Annotated in this window: 17 protein-coding genes; 7 read left to right on the top strand and 10 right to left on the bottom strand. The window is 64.7% G+C overall.

The annotated features are described in order from the left end of the window. Positions 1-168: 168 nt before the first annotated feature. Positions 169-1,656 (top strand): amino acid permease, encoded by a 1,488-nt coding sequence (locus tag ATC04_RS03585; protein ID WP_047120093.1) that lies wholly within the window; start codon positions 169-171, stop codon positions 1,654-1,656. A 321-nt stretch (positions 1,657-1,977) separates the two neighbouring features. Further along, a complete protein-coding gene (locus tag ATC04_RS03580) occupies positions 1,978-2,745 on the top strand; it encodes a fumarylacetoacetate hydrolase family protein (protein ID WP_052772490.1) in 768 nt (255 codons plus the stop codon). A 176-nt stretch (positions 2,746-2,921) separates the two neighbouring features. Here the strand turns inward: ATC04_RS03580 and ATC04_RS03575 are convergent, their stop codons facing one another. The 3 genes from ATC04_RS03575 to ATC04_RS03565 all read right to left on the bottom strand — a co-directional run bounded on the left by ATC04_RS03575 (position 2,922) and on the right by ATC04_RS03565 (position 5,224). Continuing rightward, the gene (locus ATC04_RS03575) at positions 2,922-3,341 is read right to left on the bottom strand and encodes a DUF4262 domain-containing protein (RefSeq protein ID WP_047120094.1); all 420 of its coding nucleotides are present in this window, start codon (positions 3,339-3,341) and stop codon (positions 2,922-2,924) included. A gap of 27 nt (positions 3,342-3,368) precedes the next feature. Beyond that, complete coding sequence (locus ATC04_RS03570) at positions 3,369-3,755, bottom strand: DUF4262 domain-containing protein (RefSeq protein WP_047120095.1); 387 nt, start codon at positions 3,753-3,755, stop codon at positions 3,369-3,371. Positions 3,756-4,042: 287 nt separating this feature from the next. After that, positions 4,043-5,224: an NADP-dependent malic enzyme gene (locus ATC04_RS03565; protein ID WP_047120096.1), complete on the bottom strand. Its 1,182-nt coding sequence runs from the start codon at positions 5,222-5,224 to the stop codon at positions 4,043-4,045. 381 nt (positions 5,225-5,605) lie between these two features. Here ATC04_RS03565 and ATC04_RS03560 point away from each other — a divergent pair, with 381 nt between their 5' ends. The 3 genes from ATC04_RS03560 (at position 5,606) to ATC04_RS03550 (ending at position 8,502) form a co-directional block, all read left to right on the top strand. Beyond that, positions 5,606-6,004 carry a helix-turn-helix domain-containing protein gene (locus ATC04_RS03560; protein ID WP_047120097.1) on the top strand — a complete coding sequence of 133 codons (399 nt, stop codon included), beginning with the start codon at positions 5,606-5,608 and terminating at the stop codon, positions 6,002-6,004. 155 nt (positions 6,005-6,159) lie between these two features. After that, positions 6,160-7,401, top strand: coding sequence for a PLP-dependent aminotransferase family protein (locus ATC04_RS03555; RefSeq protein WP_047120098.1), 1,242 nt, complete (start codon positions 6,160-6,162; stop codon positions 7,399-7,401). 114 nt (positions 7,402-7,515) lie between these two features. Then, on the top strand, positions 7,516-8,502 hold the full coding sequence (locus tag ATC04_RS03550; protein ID WP_047120099.1) for an intradiol ring-cleavage dioxygenase: 987 nt from the start codon (positions 7,516-7,518) through the stop codon (positions 8,500-8,502). A gap of 71 nt (positions 8,503-8,573) precedes the next feature. Here the strand turns inward: ATC04_RS03550 and ATC04_RS03545 are convergent, their stop codons facing one another. From ATC04_RS03545 to ATC04_RS03530, 4 genes are read right to left on the bottom strand one after another with little or no spacing between them, the layout of a single operon-like run. After that, a complete protein-coding gene (locus ATC04_RS03545; protein WP_047120100.1) occupies positions 8,574-9,017 on the bottom strand; it encodes a hotdog fold thioesterase in 444 nt (147 codons plus the stop codon). Between the two features lie 41 nt (positions 9,018-9,058). After that, positions 9,059-9,829, bottom strand: a complete 771-nt coding sequence (locus ATC04_RS03540; RefSeq protein WP_047120101.1) for an IclR family transcriptional regulator C-terminal domain-containing protein — start codon at positions 9,827-9,829, stop codon at positions 9,059-9,061. 18 nt (positions 9,830-9,847) lie between these two features. After that, a complete protein-coding gene (locus ATC04_RS03535; protein WP_047120102.1) occupies positions 9,848-11,698 on the bottom strand; it encodes a sugar phosphate isomerase/epimerase and 4-hydroxyphenylpyruvate domain-containing protein in 1,851 nt (616 codons plus the stop codon). Then, positions 11,698-12,570 (bottom strand): shikimate dehydrogenase, encoded by an 873-nt coding sequence (locus tag ATC04_RS03530; RefSeq protein WP_047120103.1) that lies wholly within the window; start codon positions 12,568-12,570, stop codon positions 11,698-11,700. The genes ATC04_RS03535 and ATC04_RS03530 overlap by 1 nt, the downstream gene beginning before the upstream one ends. Before the next feature lie 157 nt (positions 12,571-12,727). Between ATC04_RS03530 and ATC04_RS03525 the strand changes: the two genes are divergently transcribed. Further along, complete coding sequence (locus ATC04_RS03525) at positions 12,728-14,062, top strand: MFS transporter (RefSeq protein WP_047120104.1); 1,335 nt, start codon at positions 12,728-12,730, stop codon at positions 14,060-14,062. An 84-nt stretch (positions 14,063-14,146) separates the two neighbouring features. Here the strand turns inward: ATC04_RS03525 and ATC04_RS03520 are convergent, their stop codons facing one another. Then, positions 14,147-14,905, bottom strand: a complete 759-nt coding sequence (locus ATC04_RS03520) for a 3-hydroxybutyrate dehydrogenase (RefSeq protein WP_047120105.1) — start codon at positions 14,903-14,905, stop codon at positions 14,147-14,149. Then, on the bottom strand, positions 14,892-15,821 hold the full coding sequence (mmsB, locus tag ATC04_RS03515; RefSeq protein WP_047120106.1) for a 3-hydroxyisobutyrate dehydrogenase: 930 nt from the start codon (positions 15,819-15,821) through the stop codon (positions 14,892-14,894). The genes ATC04_RS03520 and mmsB overlap by 14 nt, the downstream gene beginning before the upstream one ends. A 146-nt stretch (positions 15,822-15,967) precedes the next feature. On the opposite strand from mmsB, the gene ATC04_RS03510 reads away from it, so the two are divergent. Beyond that, positions 15,968-16,900, top strand: coding sequence for a LysR family transcriptional regulator (locus ATC04_RS03510; RefSeq protein WP_047120107.1), 933 nt, complete (start codon positions 15,968-15,970; stop codon positions 16,898-16,900). A 91-nt stretch (positions 16,901-16,991) separates the two neighbouring features. Here the strand turns inward: ATC04_RS03510 and ATC04_RS03505 are convergent, their stop codons facing one another. Continuing rightward, positions 16,992-18,374: an MFS transporter gene (locus ATC04_RS03505; protein ID WP_047120108.1), complete on the bottom strand. Its 1,383-nt coding sequence runs from the start codon at positions 18,372-18,374 to the stop codon at positions 16,992-16,994. Positions 18,375-18,424 lie beyond the last annotated feature (50 nt).

Here is an 18,424-nt window from a genome sequence, read left to right as displayed (position 1 = left end):
AATGAGCTCGAACACAATTAACTCTATTCCCACCTCTGGCATTGCACTTCCCGCGGAAATTCGACTATTGAACGAGATTCGGATGCTGTAATGTCACTCACTGGGCTCGTATGAGCTCGCACCAGTACGACCGGCGTCCCGCGGGGCGATGCACGAAAGGGGCACCACGTGGCGCACGAATCCACGGATACTGCCAGCGAGAACGGACCGGAGCTCCAACGCGCCCTGTCCAACCGACATATCCAGCTGCTTGCGATTGGCGGTGCCATCGGCACCGGCCTGTTCATGGGCTCCGGCAAAACCATCTCAGTGGCCGGCCCATCGGTCATCCTCGTCTACATGATCATCGGCTTCATGCTGTACTTCGTCATGCGGGCCATGGGCGAACTGCTGCTCAGCCGCAGCAGCTACCGCAACTTCTCCGACTTCGCTGGAGACATCCTCGGTCCCTGGGCCGCGTTCTTCACCGGCTGGACCTACTGGTTCTGCTGGATCGTCACCGGCGTGGCCGACGTGATCGTGATTGCCTCGGTCTACGTAACCTTCTGGCTGCCGCTGATCCCGACCTGGATTCCTGCACTGGTTGTCATCGTGGCGCTTATCGCGCTGAACCTCCCCTCGGTGCGGGGATTCGGCGAAACCGAATTCTGGTTCGCGCTGATCAAGATCGCGGCCATCGTGCTGCTGATCGTGATCGGCCTGGTCATGGTGTTCACCGGCTTCGAGCACGACGGCGCCCGGGCTTCCTTCCTTAACCTGTTCAACGTGGGTGGTGGCTTCTTCGGAGGCGGGCTCATGGGCTTCATCATGGGCTTCCAAATCGCGGTCTTCGCGTTCGTGGGCATCGAGCTGGTGGGCACGGCGGCGGCGGAAACCAAGAACCCCGAGCACAACCTCCCCAAGGCCGTTAATGCCATTCCGGTCCGCGTACTGCTGTTCTACGTCGGCTCGCTGGCTGTGCTGATGTCCGTGGTTCCGTGGGACCGCTTCGATGCGGACAACTCCCCGTTCGTGATGCTGTTCTCCCTGGCCGGGTTGGGCGCCGCTGCGCACATCGTCAACATGGTGGTGCTGACCTCTGCCATGTCCTCCGCGAACTCCGGCATCTATTCCACCTCGCGCATGGTGTTCGGCCTGTCCACAGACGGCAACGCCCCCAAGCCGTTCTCCAAGCTGACCAGCCGCCAGGTTCCGCGCAACGCGCTGTTCCTCTCCGGCGTGGTGCTGCTCAGCGCGATCGTCTTGCTGGTCTTCGGACTGGGCGAGTCCAAGGGCTTCACCATCGTCACCACGATTTCCTCGCTGTGCTTCATCTTCGTCTGGAGCATCATCCTGATCAGCTACATCGTCTACCGCAAGCGCCGCCCGCAGGCCCACGACGAGTCGATCTTCAAGGTCCCCGGCGGCACGTTCATGCCGTGGGTAGTTTTGGCCTTCTTCGTGTTCCTGCTATGGGCCTTCACCCAGGACCCGGACACCCTGTTGGGGATGTACGCGGCCCCGATCTGGTTCGCGCTGGTCGGTCTCGGATACCTGCTGCTGCGCAAGAATCCGAAGCACCAGCAGCTGCGCCGGGACCACGAGGTGCGCATCGCCCAGGAGAAGCGCGATGCAGCCGCCTATCTCGAGGCCAAGGGCTCGCGCTTGTCGCACTAGGCGAGGTGAGCCAGGGACGATCCCCCATACGGAGAGGGCCGTTGGAACCAGTTCTGGTTCCAGCGGCCCTCTCGTTCTTTCGCTGCGGCTTGGGCCGCCGAGAGGGCCTTCGACCTCTCACCGAAATATGACTTTTTCGTGTAATGAAATTTATTTTCCACTATGCGATTTGCCATGCTGGTACTGTAGCTCGGAAAAATCCCGACGAAGACGCCTCGCCGGATCCGTAAACCCAACGGTCCCCTCAGTGCCCCAACGAAAGATCCAACAGGCTGCTAAAGCTCCGCAGCCAGTGGATTGTTCGTCCTATCGGAGGAAGATATGGAAGCGTCAAACATTCATGCCGTCGCCCGCGATCTGCGCCACGCCACACGCTGCGGCTCACCACTCACGCCTGCCGGATTCGAAGCCCTGGATCTCGAGCTCGCCTGCGAAATCGCTGCCTTGGGCCGCGAACTTGCACTAGCTGACGGCGACCGCGTCGCGGGCTACAAAATCGGCCTGACCGCAGCGTCCGCGCGCGCCTCATACAGGTACGAATCCCCGGTCCACGGATACGTTTTGGAAAGCACGCTGTCGCCCTCCGGTAGTTTCGTCGAGACACAACAGCTCAGCAATCCGATGGTGGAGGCGGAAATCGCGTTCACCATCGGTTCGCCGCTCGACGACCCCGCCACTTCGGTGCAAGACGTCATCGAGGCCACCGAGTCCGTGGCCCCTGCGTTGGAAATCATCGACAGCCGCTGGTCCGGAGGAGCTGCAAGTCTCCCGCTGCTCATCGCCGACAACACGAATGCGGCCGCGGCAGTGGTTGGCGAACCGGTTCGGCTACCTGCCGATATCGCCGACGCGACGAGCCTGCTGACAGTCGGCGGGGCGCAGCATCCCGGCTCCACCGACTCCGTCCTGGGCAACCCGCTCGAATCCGTCGCATGGTTGGCCCGCCACCTCGCAGCGCTGGGTTCGGGATTGAAGCCGGGCGACGTCGTGCTCAGCGGCTCCATGAACGTACCGGTGTCGCTGGGCAATGCTGCCGCAGCGTCCGCCCAAATCAGCAGGCTGGGTACCGTGCATGCCTCATTCCGCTAATCCCGGCTGCAAATCCGGCCGGAGCCCCGGCGAAGAGTCGCTCCGAACAGGAGCGCAGCAACCGAATCCCGGTACTCGCTGCCCGGGCCTGTTCCATTCTGGTAGCGCAGGGCCATCAGTCTCGTAGTGGTAAGCCCAAACCGTACCCCCGGAGCAGTTCCCGTCCGGCCTCCAGCTTAGTTCTTTCGCGCGGCGAGCACGCTGTACGGAACGTCCTCCCCGACGAAGCTGATCTCCAGCAGCCGGGTCCGCTGCGCGTACCGCGAGTAGGCTGCCGGAATCAGCAGATGGAGGCGGCCGGACACCGTGCTGAAGAACAGCAGGCTGCCATCCTTCCAATTTGCGGTGTGCCCCTGCCCGAACTTCTCGCCGCGCGACAAAACGCTTTCCGAGAAGCCGTTGAGCATCTGCATGGTGTCCTCCGGGCCCATGCCCCGAACCAGGAATTCTGGATGGCCAACCTTGCTCAGCCCAACTGTGTAACCGTAGGAACCGCTGGTTGCATCTGCTTCGACGTAGACAATGGATCTGCCGTATTCCTGGATGTGGCGGTTCGTTTTGGCATTGATTTGTTCCCTGGTTATGCCATTGCACATATCGCACATGTCATTTCCTCTCCGTGTTCAGCGCACCGAAGTGCTGTCGGCAGGGGCGCTATCGAGTGCGTGTTTCGGTCGTACTCCGAACACCCGCAAATCCTCGGCGTCGAGCAATTCATCGTAGATGCGCAGCCCAGCCAAGGGGTCGGTGATGTCCACGACCTCCAGCGAGGGGAAGAACGGCGTCGACGTGATCCCTTCCCGGAAGGCCTTGCCGCGACGGAGCACCTGCTCGATCAGGTGGAGCAGGAAACAGCGCGCGGACTCTTCGCAGTCCGCGGTGACCACGAGTTCCGGATGCCCGTAGCTGCTGAGCCCGATGGAAAATGCCGCGAAGGTCCGGCCGTCGTCGGGAAGGTACGCCACCACCGCGAATCCCGCCTCGTCCAGTTCCCGCGCGATCCTGTACATGAAATCTTCATCGGGTGTGCTGCTTATGAAACTTAAGGTTCCTCCGGACGTTTCCATAAGTGTCCTCCCTAGGTAGTGAGCCGAGATATTCCCAGTCTCAGCGCGCTTCCGGGGGACCAGCGCGGTGCGGTGCGACATGTGGACAACGGATGCCGCCCATTCCGGATCATCGCGGTGAATCCCGCGGCAACGAAAAACGCCGCCCCGAATCGAATGATTCGGAACGGCGAATTCCGGTGGCGGCAGCTCTCCAACTGCCGCCTATGAGCTCCCTCGCAGGGGAATCTTTACAGCGCGCCCGACGCCTTGGCAGCGACGCCAACGGCTGCAGCAACGGCCGGCATCACACGGTCGTCCAGCGCCGAAGGAATGATGTAGTCGGCGGCCAGGTCGTCGCCGGCCAGTTCGGCGATGGCGTGGGCGGCTGCGACCTTCATTTCCTCGGTGATCTTCTTGGCGCCAGAATCCAGCGCGCCGCGGAAGATGCCCGGGAATGCGAGCACGTTGTTGATCTGGTTCGGGAAGTCGCTGCGGCCGGTGGCGACCACTGCCGCGTACTTGGCGGCGACATCCGGCATGACTTCCGGGGTCGGGTTGGAGAGGGCGAAGATGATCGCGTCCTTGTTCATCTTGGCCAGCGCTTCCTCCGGGAAGGTCGAGGAAGACAGGCCGACCACGACGTCCGCGCCGTCCAGCGCCTCGGCCAGTCCGCCCATCACGTCGTCGCGGTTGGTGCGGGCGGCCAGGTCTGCTTTGAACTGGTTCAGGTCGTTGCGCTCGCGGTGGATGGTGCCGCGCGAGTCGAGCACGATCACGTCGTCGACGCCGGCGGACAGCAGCAGGTTGGTCACGGCGACGCCGGCCGAACCGGCACCGGAGACGACAACCTTCATGGAGCTGATGTCCCGCTTGACCTGGCGTGCTGCACCGATCAGGGCCGCGAGGACCACCACGGCGGTTCCATGCTGGTCATCGTGCATGACCGGAACGTCGAGTTCCTCGATCAGTCGGCGCTCGATCTCGAAGCAGCGTGGGGCGGAGATGTCTTCCAGGTTCACTGCGCCGAAGCTTGGCTGCAGGCGGACGATCGTCTCGACGATTTCGTCGACGTTCTTGGTATCCAGCACCAACGGGATGGAATCCAGGCCGCCGAATTCCTTGAACAGGGCGCTCTTTCCTTCCATAACCGGAAGCGAGGCGGCGGCGCCGATGTCGCCAAGGCCCAGCACCGCGGTGCCGTCGGAGACCACGGCGACCAAGCGGGAGGCCCAGGTGTGGGTGGCGTGTTTTGCCGGATCATCCGCGATGGCCTGCGATACCTTGGCGACACCCGGGGTGTAGGCAATGGACAGATCGCGCTTGGAGGTCAGCGGCATCTTGGACTGGACGCTCAGCTTGCCGCCGAGGTGGGAGTCGAAGATTTCGGTGTCGGTGATGGTGGACAGGTCTTTAGTGGATTCAACAGACATTGAATAGCTCTACTTTCAAGAAAGTTCTGAATGACGAAAACGCAGTACCCACGAAGCTTGTGGAATAGCGTAGGAACGCGCATGACCATTCATCCGACCGCAATGGATCTTGAGGCTGCGCAGTTAAGGCAGGTATCAAGCGTCCATGTGCACAGTTCCCCGAGCGAAGCAGCCTGGTAAGGCGAAGCGTTCCCCCACGGTGTGCCGGAAGATGGCTGGTCAGTACTTTCTTTAGACCTACGATTTCCACCATACGGGAACCGCTGGTCGCTAGACAACCCCCATTCGTCGCATCACCGTCATAAAGTTTCATAATCGGCATCTGGAAGGCCTCGGTCACCAACCGTGCGGCCAGGGCGGTTCTCAGGCAAAATGAGACCTATGGCAACTCCGACTTCCGCGCTGGGCAAGGTGCGCACATTCGAGGCACTCGATGAAAAAACCACCGCGAGGCTGCGCCGCGCGCTGGCCGAATCCAGCGACACGACGGTATTCGTCAACGGCACCGCCCTACAGATCCCGAAGGATGCCCACGACGCGTTGATCGAAGTGCTCTCGCGCTTCGCCGCCGGGGACTCGGTCACCATCGGCACCGCCGAACTGCTGCTGAACACCTCGCAGGCGGCCCAGATGGCGGGGATTTCCAACAGCTATCTTCGCAAGCTCGCGGACTCCGGAATCATTCCGGTGGAATACCGGGGCACGCATCGCCGCATCCGCCCCAGCGCCATCCAGGCTTGGCTTGACTCCCGCGAGAACCCGTCATCCAAGGCGGACTGACAGGGAAATTGCGGTTTTCGGGGCCCAGGATCTTGCCAAGCACCTGTTTTCCTGTTGGAATACCAAAGTATTCTATTTGAAAACTTTTCTGCGCCACTGAACGTCGCAGTCGCCGCGCTCCCGCTACCGTGGGGCCGGCCGATCCAGGAGGACCCATGTCAACCGATCAGCGTTCCATCCAGGACGTGCAGGAAGCGCTCTTCTCCCGGCGCGCCGCCGGAATCAAGCAGTCGGCGGTCCGCGACGTGTTCGAGCTGTCGCTGGATCCTTCGCTGGTTTCGCTGGCCGGCGGCAACCCGTACCTGCAGCTGCTGCCGCTTCAGAAAGTCGGCGAGCTGGCCCAGCGCATCATCGTCGAGCAGGGGCCGGTGGCCCTGCAATACGGCTCCGGTCTGGGAACCCCCGAGCTGCGCGCGCAGATCATCGAAGTCATGGCCGCCGAGGGCATCACGAACGTGGGTATCGAGGACGTGGTGGTCACCAACGGCTCGCAGTCAGCCCAGGACATGGCCTGCAAGGTTTTCTGCGACCCTGGCGACACCGTCCTGTGCGAAGATCCCACCTATGTGGGCGCGCTGAACACCTTCGAGGCCTACCAGGTCAAGGCCCGCCCGGTGGGCACCGATGAGAACGGGCTCATCCCCGACGCGCTGCGCGCCCGCATCGCCGAGCTGCGCACCGCCGGCGAGCGCATCAAGTTCCTCTACACCATTCCGAACTTCAACAACCCCTCGGGAATCACGCTGGCCGCCGAGCGCCGGAGCGAAATCGTCGAGATCTGCCGCGAGGCCGGCATCCTGATCCTCGAGGACAACCCGTACGGCATGCTGCGCTACGAGGGCGAGGCTGCCCCGACGCTGCGCAGTCTGGATGCGCAGAACGTCATCTACATGGGTTCCTTCTCCAAGATCTTCGCCCCGGGCCTGCGCATCGGCTGGGCTGCGGTGCCCACCAACCTGTTCCGGCGCTTCTATCTGGCCGGCGAGGCCGTGGCGCTGTGCCCTCCGACGTTGAACCAGATGATCATCAGCGCCTACTTGGACGAGCATGACTGGAAGGGCCAGATTGCCAAGTACAACGATTTGTATCGTTCGCGCCGCGACGCCATGCTGGCCGCGCTGGGCGAGCATTTGCCGGCGGGGATCACCCATACCCATCCGGAGGGCGGATTCTTCATCTGGCTGACGCTGCCCGAGGGCATCGACACCTATGAGCTGCTGCAACAGGGTGTGAAGGCCGGGGTCATCTTCATTCCGGGGGCGGCGTTCAGCCCTTCGGGAGAGGCCAGCAACAAGCTGCGGCTGGCGTTCTGCTCGGTGGACGAGGAAACCATCGCCGAGGGCGTGCGCCGTCTCTCGCTGCTGCTCGAGCAGGCCATCGCCTCCAAGGGAAGCTAGCCGCCGGCCCTTCTCAGAAAACCCACAGTGCCTCCTGTGATGGGCCATGATCCGTGCGTCTACGGTAGTGAACACGGCAATCAATCCCATGTCACCTGCTTCAAGGAGCGCGCTATGAATCCCCCACCACGCTGGTTCGGACACCGACAGTTGCCCCGGCCCGAAGAAGATCTTGAGGACCAGGGTCTGTCCTTCGACGTCGGCACCCTGATCGAGCGGCGCAAGGTCCTGGCCGGGATGGGAGTGGGCACGCTCGCGTTCGCCCTGGCGGCCTGTTCCCCCACCGGCACCCAGGGTTCCCCTTCCCCGTCCACCGCTGCAGAGATCCCTGACGAGACCGCCGGCCCGTACCCGGGCGACGGGTCCAATGGGCCCGATGTGCTGGAGCAAAGCGGAATCGTCCGCAGCGACATCCGCTCCAGCTTCGGCACCAGCACCACCACGGCCGAGGGCATCCCGATGACCCTCGAACTGAAGATCGTGGATATGGCCAACAACAACCAGCCCTTCGAGGGTGTGGCAGTGTACGTGTGGCACTGCGACCGGTCCGGGGAATACTCCATGTACTCCAGCGGCCTGGAAAATGAGAACTACCTGCGCGGGGTCCAGGTGGCCGATGCCGACGGCCAGGTGCGCTACACCAGCATCTTCCCTGCATGTTATGCCGGGCGCTGGCCGCACATCCACTTCGAGGTGTACCCGGATACCGGGTCGATTACCGACCACACCACGGCGATCGCCACCTCGCAGGTCGCCTTGCCGCAGGAAACCTGTACCGCGGTGTACGCCACCACCGGCTACGAGCAGTCGGTGAAGAACCTGCAGGGCGTGAGTCTGGACTCGGACAATGTCTTCGGCGATGATTCGGGGGCCACCCAGCTGGCGACCATCACCGGAGATACAAGCGCCGGCTACACCGTGCGCCTTACGGTCAATGTGGATACGAACACCGAGGCTACCGGCGGAGGAGCCCCGGGAGGCGGCGGTGCTCTAGGCGGCGGAGAGGCCCCAGGAGGCATGCCTACCGGGCGTCCTCCTGCACTGCCCGATGGGCAGCAACCTGGCACCGCCCCGACTGCTTCAGCGCCGGCCGGCTCGTAGCGGCCGAGGGCCGCAATGGCTCGGGCGCAGGGCCCTGTCGGACTCCGGGTTGGGCAGGCGATCGCCCGGACCTAGCTGCGGTTGGGGATGGTGCGCGAACGCCCGCGCATATGGATCAGGTGAGTGGTGTTGCCGTCCTGGTTGTCGCGGGTAACCTCGATGTCGAACAGCCCGCTGCGCCCGGCATGGCCCACCAGCTTGGCGGTGACGGTGATGGTATCCCCGGAGAATCCCGGATTCATGAAGTTCACGTCCACCCCGGAGGCCACGGTGATGGTGCTTGCATCGCTGTGGGGGTCGTTGCAGACCAGGGCGAAGGCGGTATCCGCGAAGGCGACGATCATGCCGCCCTGCGCGATGCCGTAGCCGTTGAGCATGTCATCGCGCAGCCGCATCTTGATCACCACGTCGCCGTAGTCAGCGCGCAGCACCTCGGCGCCCAGCCACTGGGCGGACTTGTCGTTGGCGAATGCCGGGTGCTCGTGCGGCGCCACGGCCGCCTTACCTGTGCTCATGCAGGACAGCCTACGCCGTCGCGGCGCAACCGGGCGGCTTGTCAGGCCAGCCGTCCCCCGAAGTCGTCGGCGATGTCCTGCGCGGCCCGGCGCAGGCGCGGCACCAGCTGCTCGGTGATGCTCTGCAGGTCCGCGCGCCCGCGCTGCACCGAAATGTTCAGCGCGCCCAGCAGCTGGTCGCCCCGGTACACCGGCACGGCCAGCCCGCGCAGGCCCTCGTCCAGTTCCTGGTTCACCAGCGACCAGCCCTGCTCCTTCACCCGGGCCAGCTCCGCGCGCAGCTGCTCCAGGTTCGCCACGGTGTGCTCGGTGTAGCGCTGCAGGTCGATCTGCGCCAGGAACTCCTTCTGCTCTGCGTCGCCCAGCTCGGCGATCAGCACACGGCCCATGGAGGTGACCCAGGCAGGAAGCCGGTTGCCGATGGACACGTTCATCGAATACAGCCGCGGCGAGGACACCCGCTCGATGTACAGGATGTCCTGGCCTTCCAAGACGCACAGTGCGGCACTTTCCTCCAGCTCGCGGGCCAGGCTTTCCAGGTGCAAGGTGGCGGCCTTGGGCAGCGTCAGCCCGGAAAGGTAGGAGGCTCCCAGGTCCAGCACGCGCGGGGTCAGGCGGAAGTTCGCTCCGTTGGCTTCCAGGTAGCCCAGGTCGGTGAGGGTCAGCAGGAAGCGGCGGGCGGAGGCGCGGGTCTGTTCGGTGGCGGCGGCGACCTGGCTGACGGTCATCTCCGGGTTTCCGCCGTTGAAGGCGAGCAGGACGGCCAGGGTCTTCTCCGTGGATTTAACAAAGTAGTCCGGCCGCTGCGTCACAGTCGATTCTCCCCGTGGCTAGTGTCTGCTCCAGCGGTTGCGCTCGAATTGCGCGGCCAGCCGGATTGGGGCATTGGGCGCCCCGTACCCATCGTAACCATCGCGGCGCTCAACTACTTCAAAGAACATGTTTCCAATGGTCTCGGTGTAGAAATGCAGGAACTCCCCGTGCTCGTCCCGGTCGTACAGCAGGTTCAGCTCCTGCAAAGTCTGGAGCAGCTTCGGCCCCAGGTCGAAGCGCGCGGCGAGGTCCTCGTAGTAGTTGGCCGGGATGTGCAGGAATTCCATGCCGTCGGCCACCGCGTTGCGGGCCAGGGTGATGATGTCCCCAGTGCGCACCGCGATGTGCTCGGGGTACTCGTGGTTCCGGTCGATGGCCTCTTCCAGCCCGTGCGGAACGATGTTCAGCGCCAACCTGACCGCATGGTCCCCGGTGGCCAGCACCTGCGAGCGGACCAGCCCCATGGGGCTGGGAACCTCGGTGCCGGGCAGCGCCTGGAGATTCAGCACGCTGGTGTAGAACAGCACGGATTCGTCGAATGACTGCCAGGGCTGGGCGAGGTTCAGGTGGTCGATGCACTGGATCAGCGCGGGGTGCTCCGCCGCGGCTCCGGACTCGTGGACCCCGAATTCGGCTTCCCAGCCCCCGGCGTCCCCGGTGGCTCCGAAGAAGACCTCGGTGTTGTCCGGGGCGTTGAAGCCGGGCAGGTCCGCCTCGTTGCGCAGGTGCTGGCGCGGGACCGGGCGGGCCAGCAGCTGCACGGCGCGCTCGCCGGCCGCGGCGGGGTCCGGGACCTGCACCCCGAAGCCTGACACCGCGGCGGTGACCCCGCGGCTGCGTTGCGAGTTGATGATGATCCGCGCCCCGCCGGCGCTGAACAGCTGCACCGGCTTGCGCCGGTGCTGGCCGCGGAATTCGAAGCCCAGCTGGGCCAGCAGCCGGGCCACCGGTTCGGGGTCCTCGGTGCGGATTTCGGTGAAGTCGAAACCGTTGGCCTTCTGCCCGCCGGGCAGCGCCTGCAGTGCAAGAGCGGAGCCGATGCCCTGCGCATCGAGCAGCGCGGCGGTTTGGGACTGCAGCAGGTTCAGCGAGCGCAGCCCGTCCACCGCGGTGCGCTCGACATTCGACTGGCGGAAGACGTCGTTGAAGATTTCCAGCGAAATGATGCCGGCATAGCCCGAGCGGGCGATGGCGCCGAGGAACTCGTCCAGCTTGAATCCGCCCTGCCCCGGGAACACCCGGTAGTGCCGCGACCAGGACAGGATGTCCATGGACAGCACCGGGGCGTCGGCCAGCTGCACGAAGAAGATCTTCTCCCCCGGGATCTGCGCGATCGCCTCGGGGTCGTCCCCGCGCGAGAGGATGTGGAAGCTGTCCAGGCAGATGCCCACGTTCTCGCGGTCCACCTGGCGGGCGATCTCCCAGGAGTGCTGGTAGGTGTTCACGTATGTGCCCCAGGCCAGCGCCTCGTAGGCGATGCGGATCCCGTATCCGGCGGCCAGGTCCGCGAGCTGGCGGATCTGGGAGACGAACAGCTCGTCGTCGTTGATCGTGGCGGTGCCGACATTGGAGCACAGCAGCATCATGTCCATGCCCAGGCGCGTCATGAGCTTGAACTTCGCCTCCGCCCGGTGCAGATTCGCCTGCAGCAGCTGCGGCTCGACGCCTTCGAAGTCGCGGAAGGGCTGGAACAGGTCCAAGGTGAGCCCCAGTCGCGCGGCCAGCGCCCGGACCTCCTCCGGGGACATCGGGCTGACCAGAAGGTCCTGCTCGAAGATCTCGATGCCGTCGAATCCGGCCTTGGCGCAGGCGAGCATCTTCTCTTCCAGCGTGCCCGAGAGGCACACGGTGGCAATGGAGGTGCGCATTACAGGCCCGCCTCCAGCATTTCCAGCAGGTGTGCGCGCATGCGCGCGGCATCGGGCTTGATGCCGGTGAAGATCTCGAAGGAGTCCACGGCCTGGCCCACCGCCATGTGCCCGCCGTCAAGCACCCGGCAGCCGCGGTCGCGGGCTGCGAGGATCAGTTCGGTGTCGACCGGGCGGTAGATGCAGTCGGCTACCCAGTGGCGGGATTCGAGCCCGGCCAAATCCAGCGGCAGGCCCGGGTGGTGGTGCATGCCGATCGGGGTGGCGTTCAGCAGCCCGTCCGCCGCAGGCAGCAGCTCGGGAACCTGGTCAGGGGACGCCGCGGTGACCGTGGCTTCAGGGAAAAGCCGGTTCAATTCCGCGGCCCGCTGCCCAGCGCGCTGCGCGTCCGGGTCCACCAGGAACAGCTGCTCGGTTCCGGACGCCAGCAGCGCGTAGGCCACGGCGGATCCGGCGCCGCCGGCTCCCAGCTGCAGGACCTGTTGCTGGTTGGCTCCGGGCAGCCCTTCGGCGAAGCCGCGGCCGAATCCTGAGGCGTCGGTGTTGTAGCCGTGGAACTTCCCGTCGCGGATGACCACCGTATTCACCGCGCCGATGTCCCGCGCGTTCTGGGAGATCTCATCAAGGTGCTCCAGGACCAGCTGCTTGCACGGATGGGTGATGTTGAAGGCATTGAATCCGAGCTGCTCACCGGCCTTTAATAGAGCGCCCACATCGCTGCCCGGGCGCTCCAGCACGGTGAGGTCGATGGGACGGTACAGGTAGCGCAGGCCCTGCGCATCAGCCTCCCGCTCGTGCATTCCGGGAGTCAGCGACGGCATCACCCCGTCGCCGATCAAGCCCACCAAATAGGATTCGGCAGTTGTACTCATCGCAGGTCCTCGCATTCAGTCATCGATGCAACAGGTATTGCTTCGTCTGTGATTTGCATCTACTCTAAACCAATGAACACATTCCGAACAAGTGGTCGCATAGCGAACATTTGTAGGAATGAGGCCAGAACATCGCCATCATCTAGGGAGTAACCCGATGACCACGACACCGAAGCCGTCGGCATCTGAAGACAACGGAGCCGGGCAGCGCACGCCGGTCAAGGCCGCGCTGGCCAGCTTCATGGGCAGCGCCGTCGAATACTACGACTTCTTCATCTTCGGCTCCGCCGCAGCCCTGATCTTCCCGCACATCTTCTTCCCCGACGCCGACACCAACGCCGCGGTCATGTCCCTGGCGACCTTCGGCTTCGCCTACATCGCCCGCCCCATCGGCGCGATCATCCTGGGCCACTTCGGCGACCGGATCGGACGCCAGAAGGTCTTGATGTTCACCCTGGTGCTCATGGGAGCCTCGACCTTCGCCATCGGCTGCCTGCCCACCTTCGACCAGGTCGGCTGGCTGGCCCCGATCCTGCTGGTGGTCGCCCGCCTGATGCAGGGCCTGTCCGCCGCCGGCGAGCAGGCCGGAGCCTCCTCCATGTCCCTGGAGCACGCCCCGGATCACCGGCGCAGCTTCTTCACCTCCTGGACCCTGACCGGCACCCAGGGCGGCCAGATCCTGGCGGCCTTGATCTTCATTCCGGTAGTGGCACTGCCGGACGAGATCAAGTTCGGCATCGGCTGGCGCATCCCGTTTTGGCTGTCCGCCGTGGTTGTTGTGGTCACCTTCTTCATCCGCCGCTCGCTGCATGAGACCCCTGAATTCGAGAAGGCCAAGAAGAACAACGAGATCGCCAAGCTGCCGCTGGCGGTGCTGCTGCGCTTCCATTGGAAGGACGTGCTGCGCGTGGTGCTGTGCGCGTTCATCGCCGCGGTGTCCACCGTGTATGGAACCCTGGCCATCTCCTACGGCAAGACCATTGGCAACATGGACGAGTCCATCACCCTGTGGCTGGTCGTGGCAGGCAATATCGGAGCGCTGCTCACCCAACCGCTCTTCGGCATGCTGGCCGACAAGATCGGCCGCAAACCGGTCTTCATCTACGGCGCGCTGGCTTCCGCCGCGGTCATGCCCTTCTACCTGCGATCCATGGAAACCAGCAACACGCTGCTGCAGTTCGGGCTCTCGCTGCTGGTCTTCTCCTGCGCCTACGCGGCGGCCAACGCCGTATGGCCGAGCTTCTACGCGGAGATGTTCTCCTCCCAGGTGCGCTTCTCCGGCCTGGCCATCGGCACCCAGCTGGGCTTCCTGATGGCTGGCTTCGCCCCGTCCATCGTCGCCGCCCTGGGCGGACTGCAGCCCGGCGGCTGGGTGCAGATCAGCCTGTTCACCGCGGCCATCGCCCTGATCGCCTCGATCTCCGCGCTGACCGCCCGCGAAACCTACCGCGTGCCGACCAGCCAGCTGGGGCACCACGTAGCAAAGGCATGAATACGGCCGAGAAACGACAGCGGGCAGGCGCCGGGAAGTCCATTCCCGGCACCTGCCCGCTGTTTGCCGCGGCGGGTTCAATGGCTATTGCGCCGTCCAGCCTCCGTCGATGGCGTAGCTGGCTCCGGTGGCCATCGCAGCACTGTCCCCCGCAAGCCAACCGGCCAGCGAAGCGACTTCCTCCGGCTCGATGAGCCGCTTGACCGCCATCTCGGTCAGCATGATCTTTTCCATCACTTCGGATTCGTCGATGCCGTGGGCCCTCGCCTGGTCGGCGATCTGCGCTTCGACCAGCGGGGTGCGCACATATCCGGGATTGATGCAGTTGCTCGTCACCCCGCGCTCCGCTCCTTCCAGCGCGGTCGCCTTCGACAGGCCCTCCAGTCCGTGCTTGGCCGACACGTAGGCGCTCTTGAACGCGCTGGCGCGCAGGCCATGGGCGGAGGAGATGTTGATGATGCGCCCAAACCCCCGCTCATACATCCCCGGCAGCGCCGCGCGGATCAGCAGGAACGGCGCTTCGAGCATCAATCGGTGGATCAGGCGCCAATGATCGGGTTGGTATTCATGGATCGGTCCCACCCGCTGCACCCCGGCATTGTTGACCAGGATGTCGGCATCGAGGGACAGCTCCTCCAGCCCCGAGGTGTCGGACAGGTCCACCACCCAGGCTTCCCCTCCGACCTCGGCCGCCGCATTCCGCGCCGCCTGCTCGTCCAGGTCCGCCACCACGACGCGGACTCCCTGGGCGGAGAGCTCGCGGGCGCAGGCCAGCCCGATGCCTCCCGCGCCGCCGGTGACTACCGCCCGGCGCACGGTGCGCCGGGTGTCACCGGCTTGCATGCTCTGCCGCTCCGTAGCCGCGCACCTGCCCGCCGGGCACCAGGTTCTTAACGATCAGCGAGCAGTCCTTGTCTTCCAGTCCTTCGGAGATCAGCTCGTCGAAGTGCTTGCTGACCAGTTCCGCGGCGGGAAGCGAGATGCCTGACGTGGTTCCCGCATCCAGCGCCAGCCCTACGTCCTTGCGCGCCAGGTCCACGCGGAAGGTCGCGTCAAAGTTGTTGTTCGCCGCGGCGGTCTCGACGATGCCGGGAACCGGGTACCAGGTCTGCTGCGCCCACGAACGGCCTGAGGATACCGACACGATCTCCCAGAACACTTGCGGATCGAGCCCCAGCTTCTCGGCCAGCTGCGATCCCTCGGCGCTGGCCATGAGGTCGATGAACAGCATCATGTTGTTGCAGATCTTCGCCGCGATGCCCATGGACGGGCCGCCGGCGACGATGGCTCGCGCTGATATCGGCGCCACCAGTTCGCTGGCCCGTTCCATGAGTTCCGGCGCCCCGCCCAGCATGATGGCCAGAGATCCGGCCGCCGCTCCCGAGATGCCTCCGGAAACCGGGGCGTCGACGAACTTCAGGCCGCGGGCCGCGGATTGCTCGTGGATGTAGCGGGAGGTCTCGATGTCCACGGTGGAACAGTCAAGCAGCATCATCGAGTCGGCGGCATGGGCCCAGATGCCTTCGGGGCCCTCGTAAACCGCGCGGACGTGCTGGCCCTTGGGCAGCATGGTGATCACCGCATCCGCCCCCTCCAGTGCCTTGGCCACGGAATCGACGAGGAGCACACCGGCTCCCGCCGCCGCGGCGCGGGCCTGCTCGTTCAGGTCGACGCCGCGCACCTCGTGCCCGGCGGCGACCAGGTTCGCCGACATGGGTCCACCCATGTTCCCCAGTCCGATCCATGCATATACGCTCATTGTGCTGTTCCTTCCACGCGCCGACAGGTGCTTGATACTTCGGGTAATCCCGGATATGGCCAGCGTAGGTGCGCCACATCACTTCCTCAATGCACAAAGACCCGAGAAAATTGCAACACCGCTGTGCGCTGGCGCACACTGGGAGCATGCAGCGTCCCATCGATTACCACCATCTCGAGTCCCTGATCGCCTTCCTGACCGTCGCCCGGCTGGGCAGGTACACGGCGGCCGCCAACGTGCTCGGGGTGAACCACTCCACGATTTCCCGGCGCATCGCCTCGCTGGAGCAGGCCATGGGCGGACGGCTGCTGACCCGCTCGGCGCAGGGGTGGGAACTGACCGACCTCGGGCGGCGCGCCATGGCCTCGGCCGAGGCCATCGAACGGGCCGTCGCCGCCATCGGCTCCGCTGACGAGCCTGGACAGGTGACCGGCCACGTGCGCGTCGCCGCACCGGACGCCTTCAGCGCCCATCTGGCCGCGCCGACCCTCGCGAAGCTGCACGAGATCCACCCGCAGCTACTGTTCGACCTGGTCTCGGAAACCACGCGGGCACGCCAGGGCCGCACCGGCATGGACCTGGAAATCGTCATCGGCCAGCCCCAGGTGCGACGCGCGGTCTCCCATCTGCTGCTGAAATACGAGCTGCGGCTCTACGCCACTAAAAGGTACCTGGACCTGCATGGGACCCCCGGGAAACTGGAAGACCTGCGCGAGCATGCGCTGAACTACTACATCGACACCGCGCTGACGGTGGACAAGCTCGACGATGCCACCAGCGGGCTGCCGCCCATGCGCCGAGCCATCTCGTCCAACAGCATCGCAGTGCAGTACTCGGCGACCATGGGCCATGGCGGCATCGGCCTGCTGCCGACATTCCTCAGCCGGCACTACGAGGCACTGGTTCCGGTGCTCCACGACCAGTTCACCTACGAATCGGAATACTGGCTGGTCGGGCGTGAGGAAGCGCTGCGCAATCCGGCGGTGCAGCTGACCGCCACGGCGCTGCACGAGGCCGCCGAGCGCGGGGACTGGCATTTGGCGCCCTTCGCCCCGGTGTCCTCCGCGGCCAATTCCTGAAGGGACACCACAGCCGGGCCGGTGCCGTTTAACTGCCAGAGTGCCGCTCCCCGGTGCGGGATGCGGCACTCTGGCAGTAGCGGCCTGACAGCTAGCGCGTCAGCTTGCTTTCGGAGTCCAGCACCTCGGTGGACAGGCCGTTGCTGATGCGGTCCTGCTCGTCGATGTCGCCGAGGTCCACTCCCTTGGATTCACGAAGGAAGTAGACGGCAACCAGCGTCACTAGCGCGGCGAAGACGATGTATCCGGCTACCGGCACCCAGCTTCCGGACGCCCGCAGCAGGGCCGCCGCGATGATCGGAGCCATCGACCCGGCGACGATGGAGGTGACCTGGTAGCCGAGCGACACCCCGGAGTAGCGCATGCGGGTCGGGAACATCTCAGCCATGATCGCCGGCTGCCCCGCGTACATCAGCGCATGCACTGCGAGTCCTGCAACGATGGCCAGCAGGATGATCGCGTCGTTGCGGGTGTTGAACATCGGGAAGGCGACCACAGCCCAAACGATCATCAATCCGGCGCCGGCGGCGTAGACCGGGCGGCGGCCCAGGGTATCGGTGAAGCGTCCAACCAGCGGAACCACGATGGCGTGGAAGACGTGGGCCAGCAGCATCAGGGTGAGGATGTTGGAGGTCTGCATGTCCAGCTGCACGCTCATGTAGGTGATGGAGAAGGTCACCACCATGTAATAGAGGATGTTTTCCGCGAAGCGCAGGCCCATGGCGGTGAACACCCCGCGTGGGTAGCGCTTGAACACTTCGGCCACGCCGTAGCCTGCCGCGGCATTGGCTTCCATTTCGGCCTTGGCCTCGTGGAAGATCGGCGCGTCGGAGACCTTCGTGCGGATGTAGTAGCCAACGCCCACGATCACTACAGAGAGCCAGAAACCCACGCGCCAGCCCCATGCGAGGAATGCCTCGTCGCTGAGGGTGAAGGACAGCACCAGCAGCACAATGGTCGCCAGCAGGTTGCCGATCGGCACCGCTGCCTGCGGCCAAGAAGCCCAGAATCCTCGCTCGCGGTTGGGCGCGTGCTCGGCCACCAGGAGCACGGCGCCGCCCCACTCGCCGCCGACGGCGAAGCCCTGCAGGAAGCGCAGGACGATCAACAGGATCGGGGCCGCGTAGCCGATCATGTCGTAGGTGGGCAGGCAGCCCATGAGGAACGTGGTCACGCCGACCAGGATGATGGCCACCTGGAGCAGGTGCTTGCGACCGTACTTGTCGCCGAAGTGGCCGAAGACGATGCCGCCGATCGGCCGGGCGATGAATCCCACCGCATAGGTGAGGAATGCCTTGATGATGTTGTCCAGGTCGTTGCCCGAGTCGGGGAAGAAGACCTTGTTGAACACCAAGGTGGCCGCGGTCGCGTAGAGGAAGAATTCGTACCACTCGACGATAGTGCCCGCCATCGATGCCGCGACGACCCGTCGCAGCCCCTTGCGTTCGGTTTTATCAGAAATTTCCGATGCCACTGCCAATCCTTCCGATGCCGCAGGTCCCCCATTGGACCCGTCCCGTAGCA

It is taken from the genome of Arthrobacter sp. YC-RL1, assembly GCF_001454985.1.
GTDB lineage: Bacteria > Actinomycetota > Actinomycetes > Actinomycetales > Micrococcaceae > Glutamicibacter > Glutamicibacter soli.
Note: the sequence above shows the minus strand (reverse complement) of the source record. Positions and strands in the feature narration are given on the sequence as shown.

Excerpts from the sequence above, each read along its gene's own strand:
- ATC04_RS03580 (WP_052772490.1), top strand. The coding sequence starts at position 1,978 with ATGGAAGCGTCAAACATTCATGCCGTCGCCCGCGATCTGCGCCACGCC.
- ATC04_RS03575 (WP_047120094.1), bottom strand. The coding sequence starts at position 3,341 with ATGTGCAATGGCATAACCAGGGAACAAATCAATGCCAAAACGAACCGC.
- ATC04_RS03570 (WP_047120095.1), bottom strand. The coding sequence starts at position 3,755 with ATGTACAGGATCGCGCGGGAACTGGACGAGGCGGGATTCGCGGTGGTG.
- ATC04_RS03565 (WP_047120096.1), bottom strand. The coding sequence starts at position 5,224 with ATGTCTGTTGAATCCACTAAAGACCTGTCCACCATCACCGACACCGAA.
- ATC04_RS03560 (WP_047120097.1), top strand. The coding sequence starts at position 5,606 with ATGGCAACTCCGACTTCCGCGCTGGGCAAGGTGCGCACATTCGAGGCA.
- ATC04_RS03555 (WP_047120098.1), top strand. The coding sequence starts at position 6,160 with ATGTCAACCGATCAGCGTTCCATCCAGGACGTGCAGGAAGCGCTCTTC.
- ATC04_RS03550 (WP_047120099.1), top strand. The coding sequence starts at position 7,516 with ATGAATCCCCCACCACGCTGGTTCGGACACCGACAGTTGCCCCGGCCC.
- ATC04_RS03545 (WP_047120100.1), bottom strand. The coding sequence starts at position 9,017 with ATGAGCACAGGTAAGGCGGCCGTGGCGCCGCACGAGCACCCGGCATTC.
- ATC04_RS03535 (WP_047120102.1), bottom strand. The coding sequence starts at position 11,698 with ATGCGCACCTCCATTGCCACCGTGTGCCTCTCGGGCACGCTGGAAGAG.
- ATC04_RS03530 (WP_047120103.1), bottom strand. The coding sequence starts at position 12,570 with ATGAGTACAACTGCCGAATCCTATTTGGTGGGCTTGATCGGCGACGGG.
- ATC04_RS03525 (WP_047120104.1), top strand. The coding sequence starts at position 12,728 with ATGACCACGACACCGAAGCCGTCGGCATCTGAAGACAACGGAGCCGGG.
- ATC04_RS03520 (WP_047120105.1), bottom strand. The coding sequence starts at position 14,905 with ATGCAAGCCGGTGACACCCGGCGCACCGTGCGCCGGGCGGTAGTCACC.
- mmsB (WP_047120106.1), bottom strand. The coding sequence starts at position 15,821 with ATGAGCGTATATGCATGGATCGGACTGGGGAACATGGGTGGACCCATG.
- ATC04_RS03510 (WP_047120107.1), top strand. The coding sequence starts at position 15,968 with ATGCAGCGTCCCATCGATTACCACCATCTCGAGTCCCTGATCGCCTTC.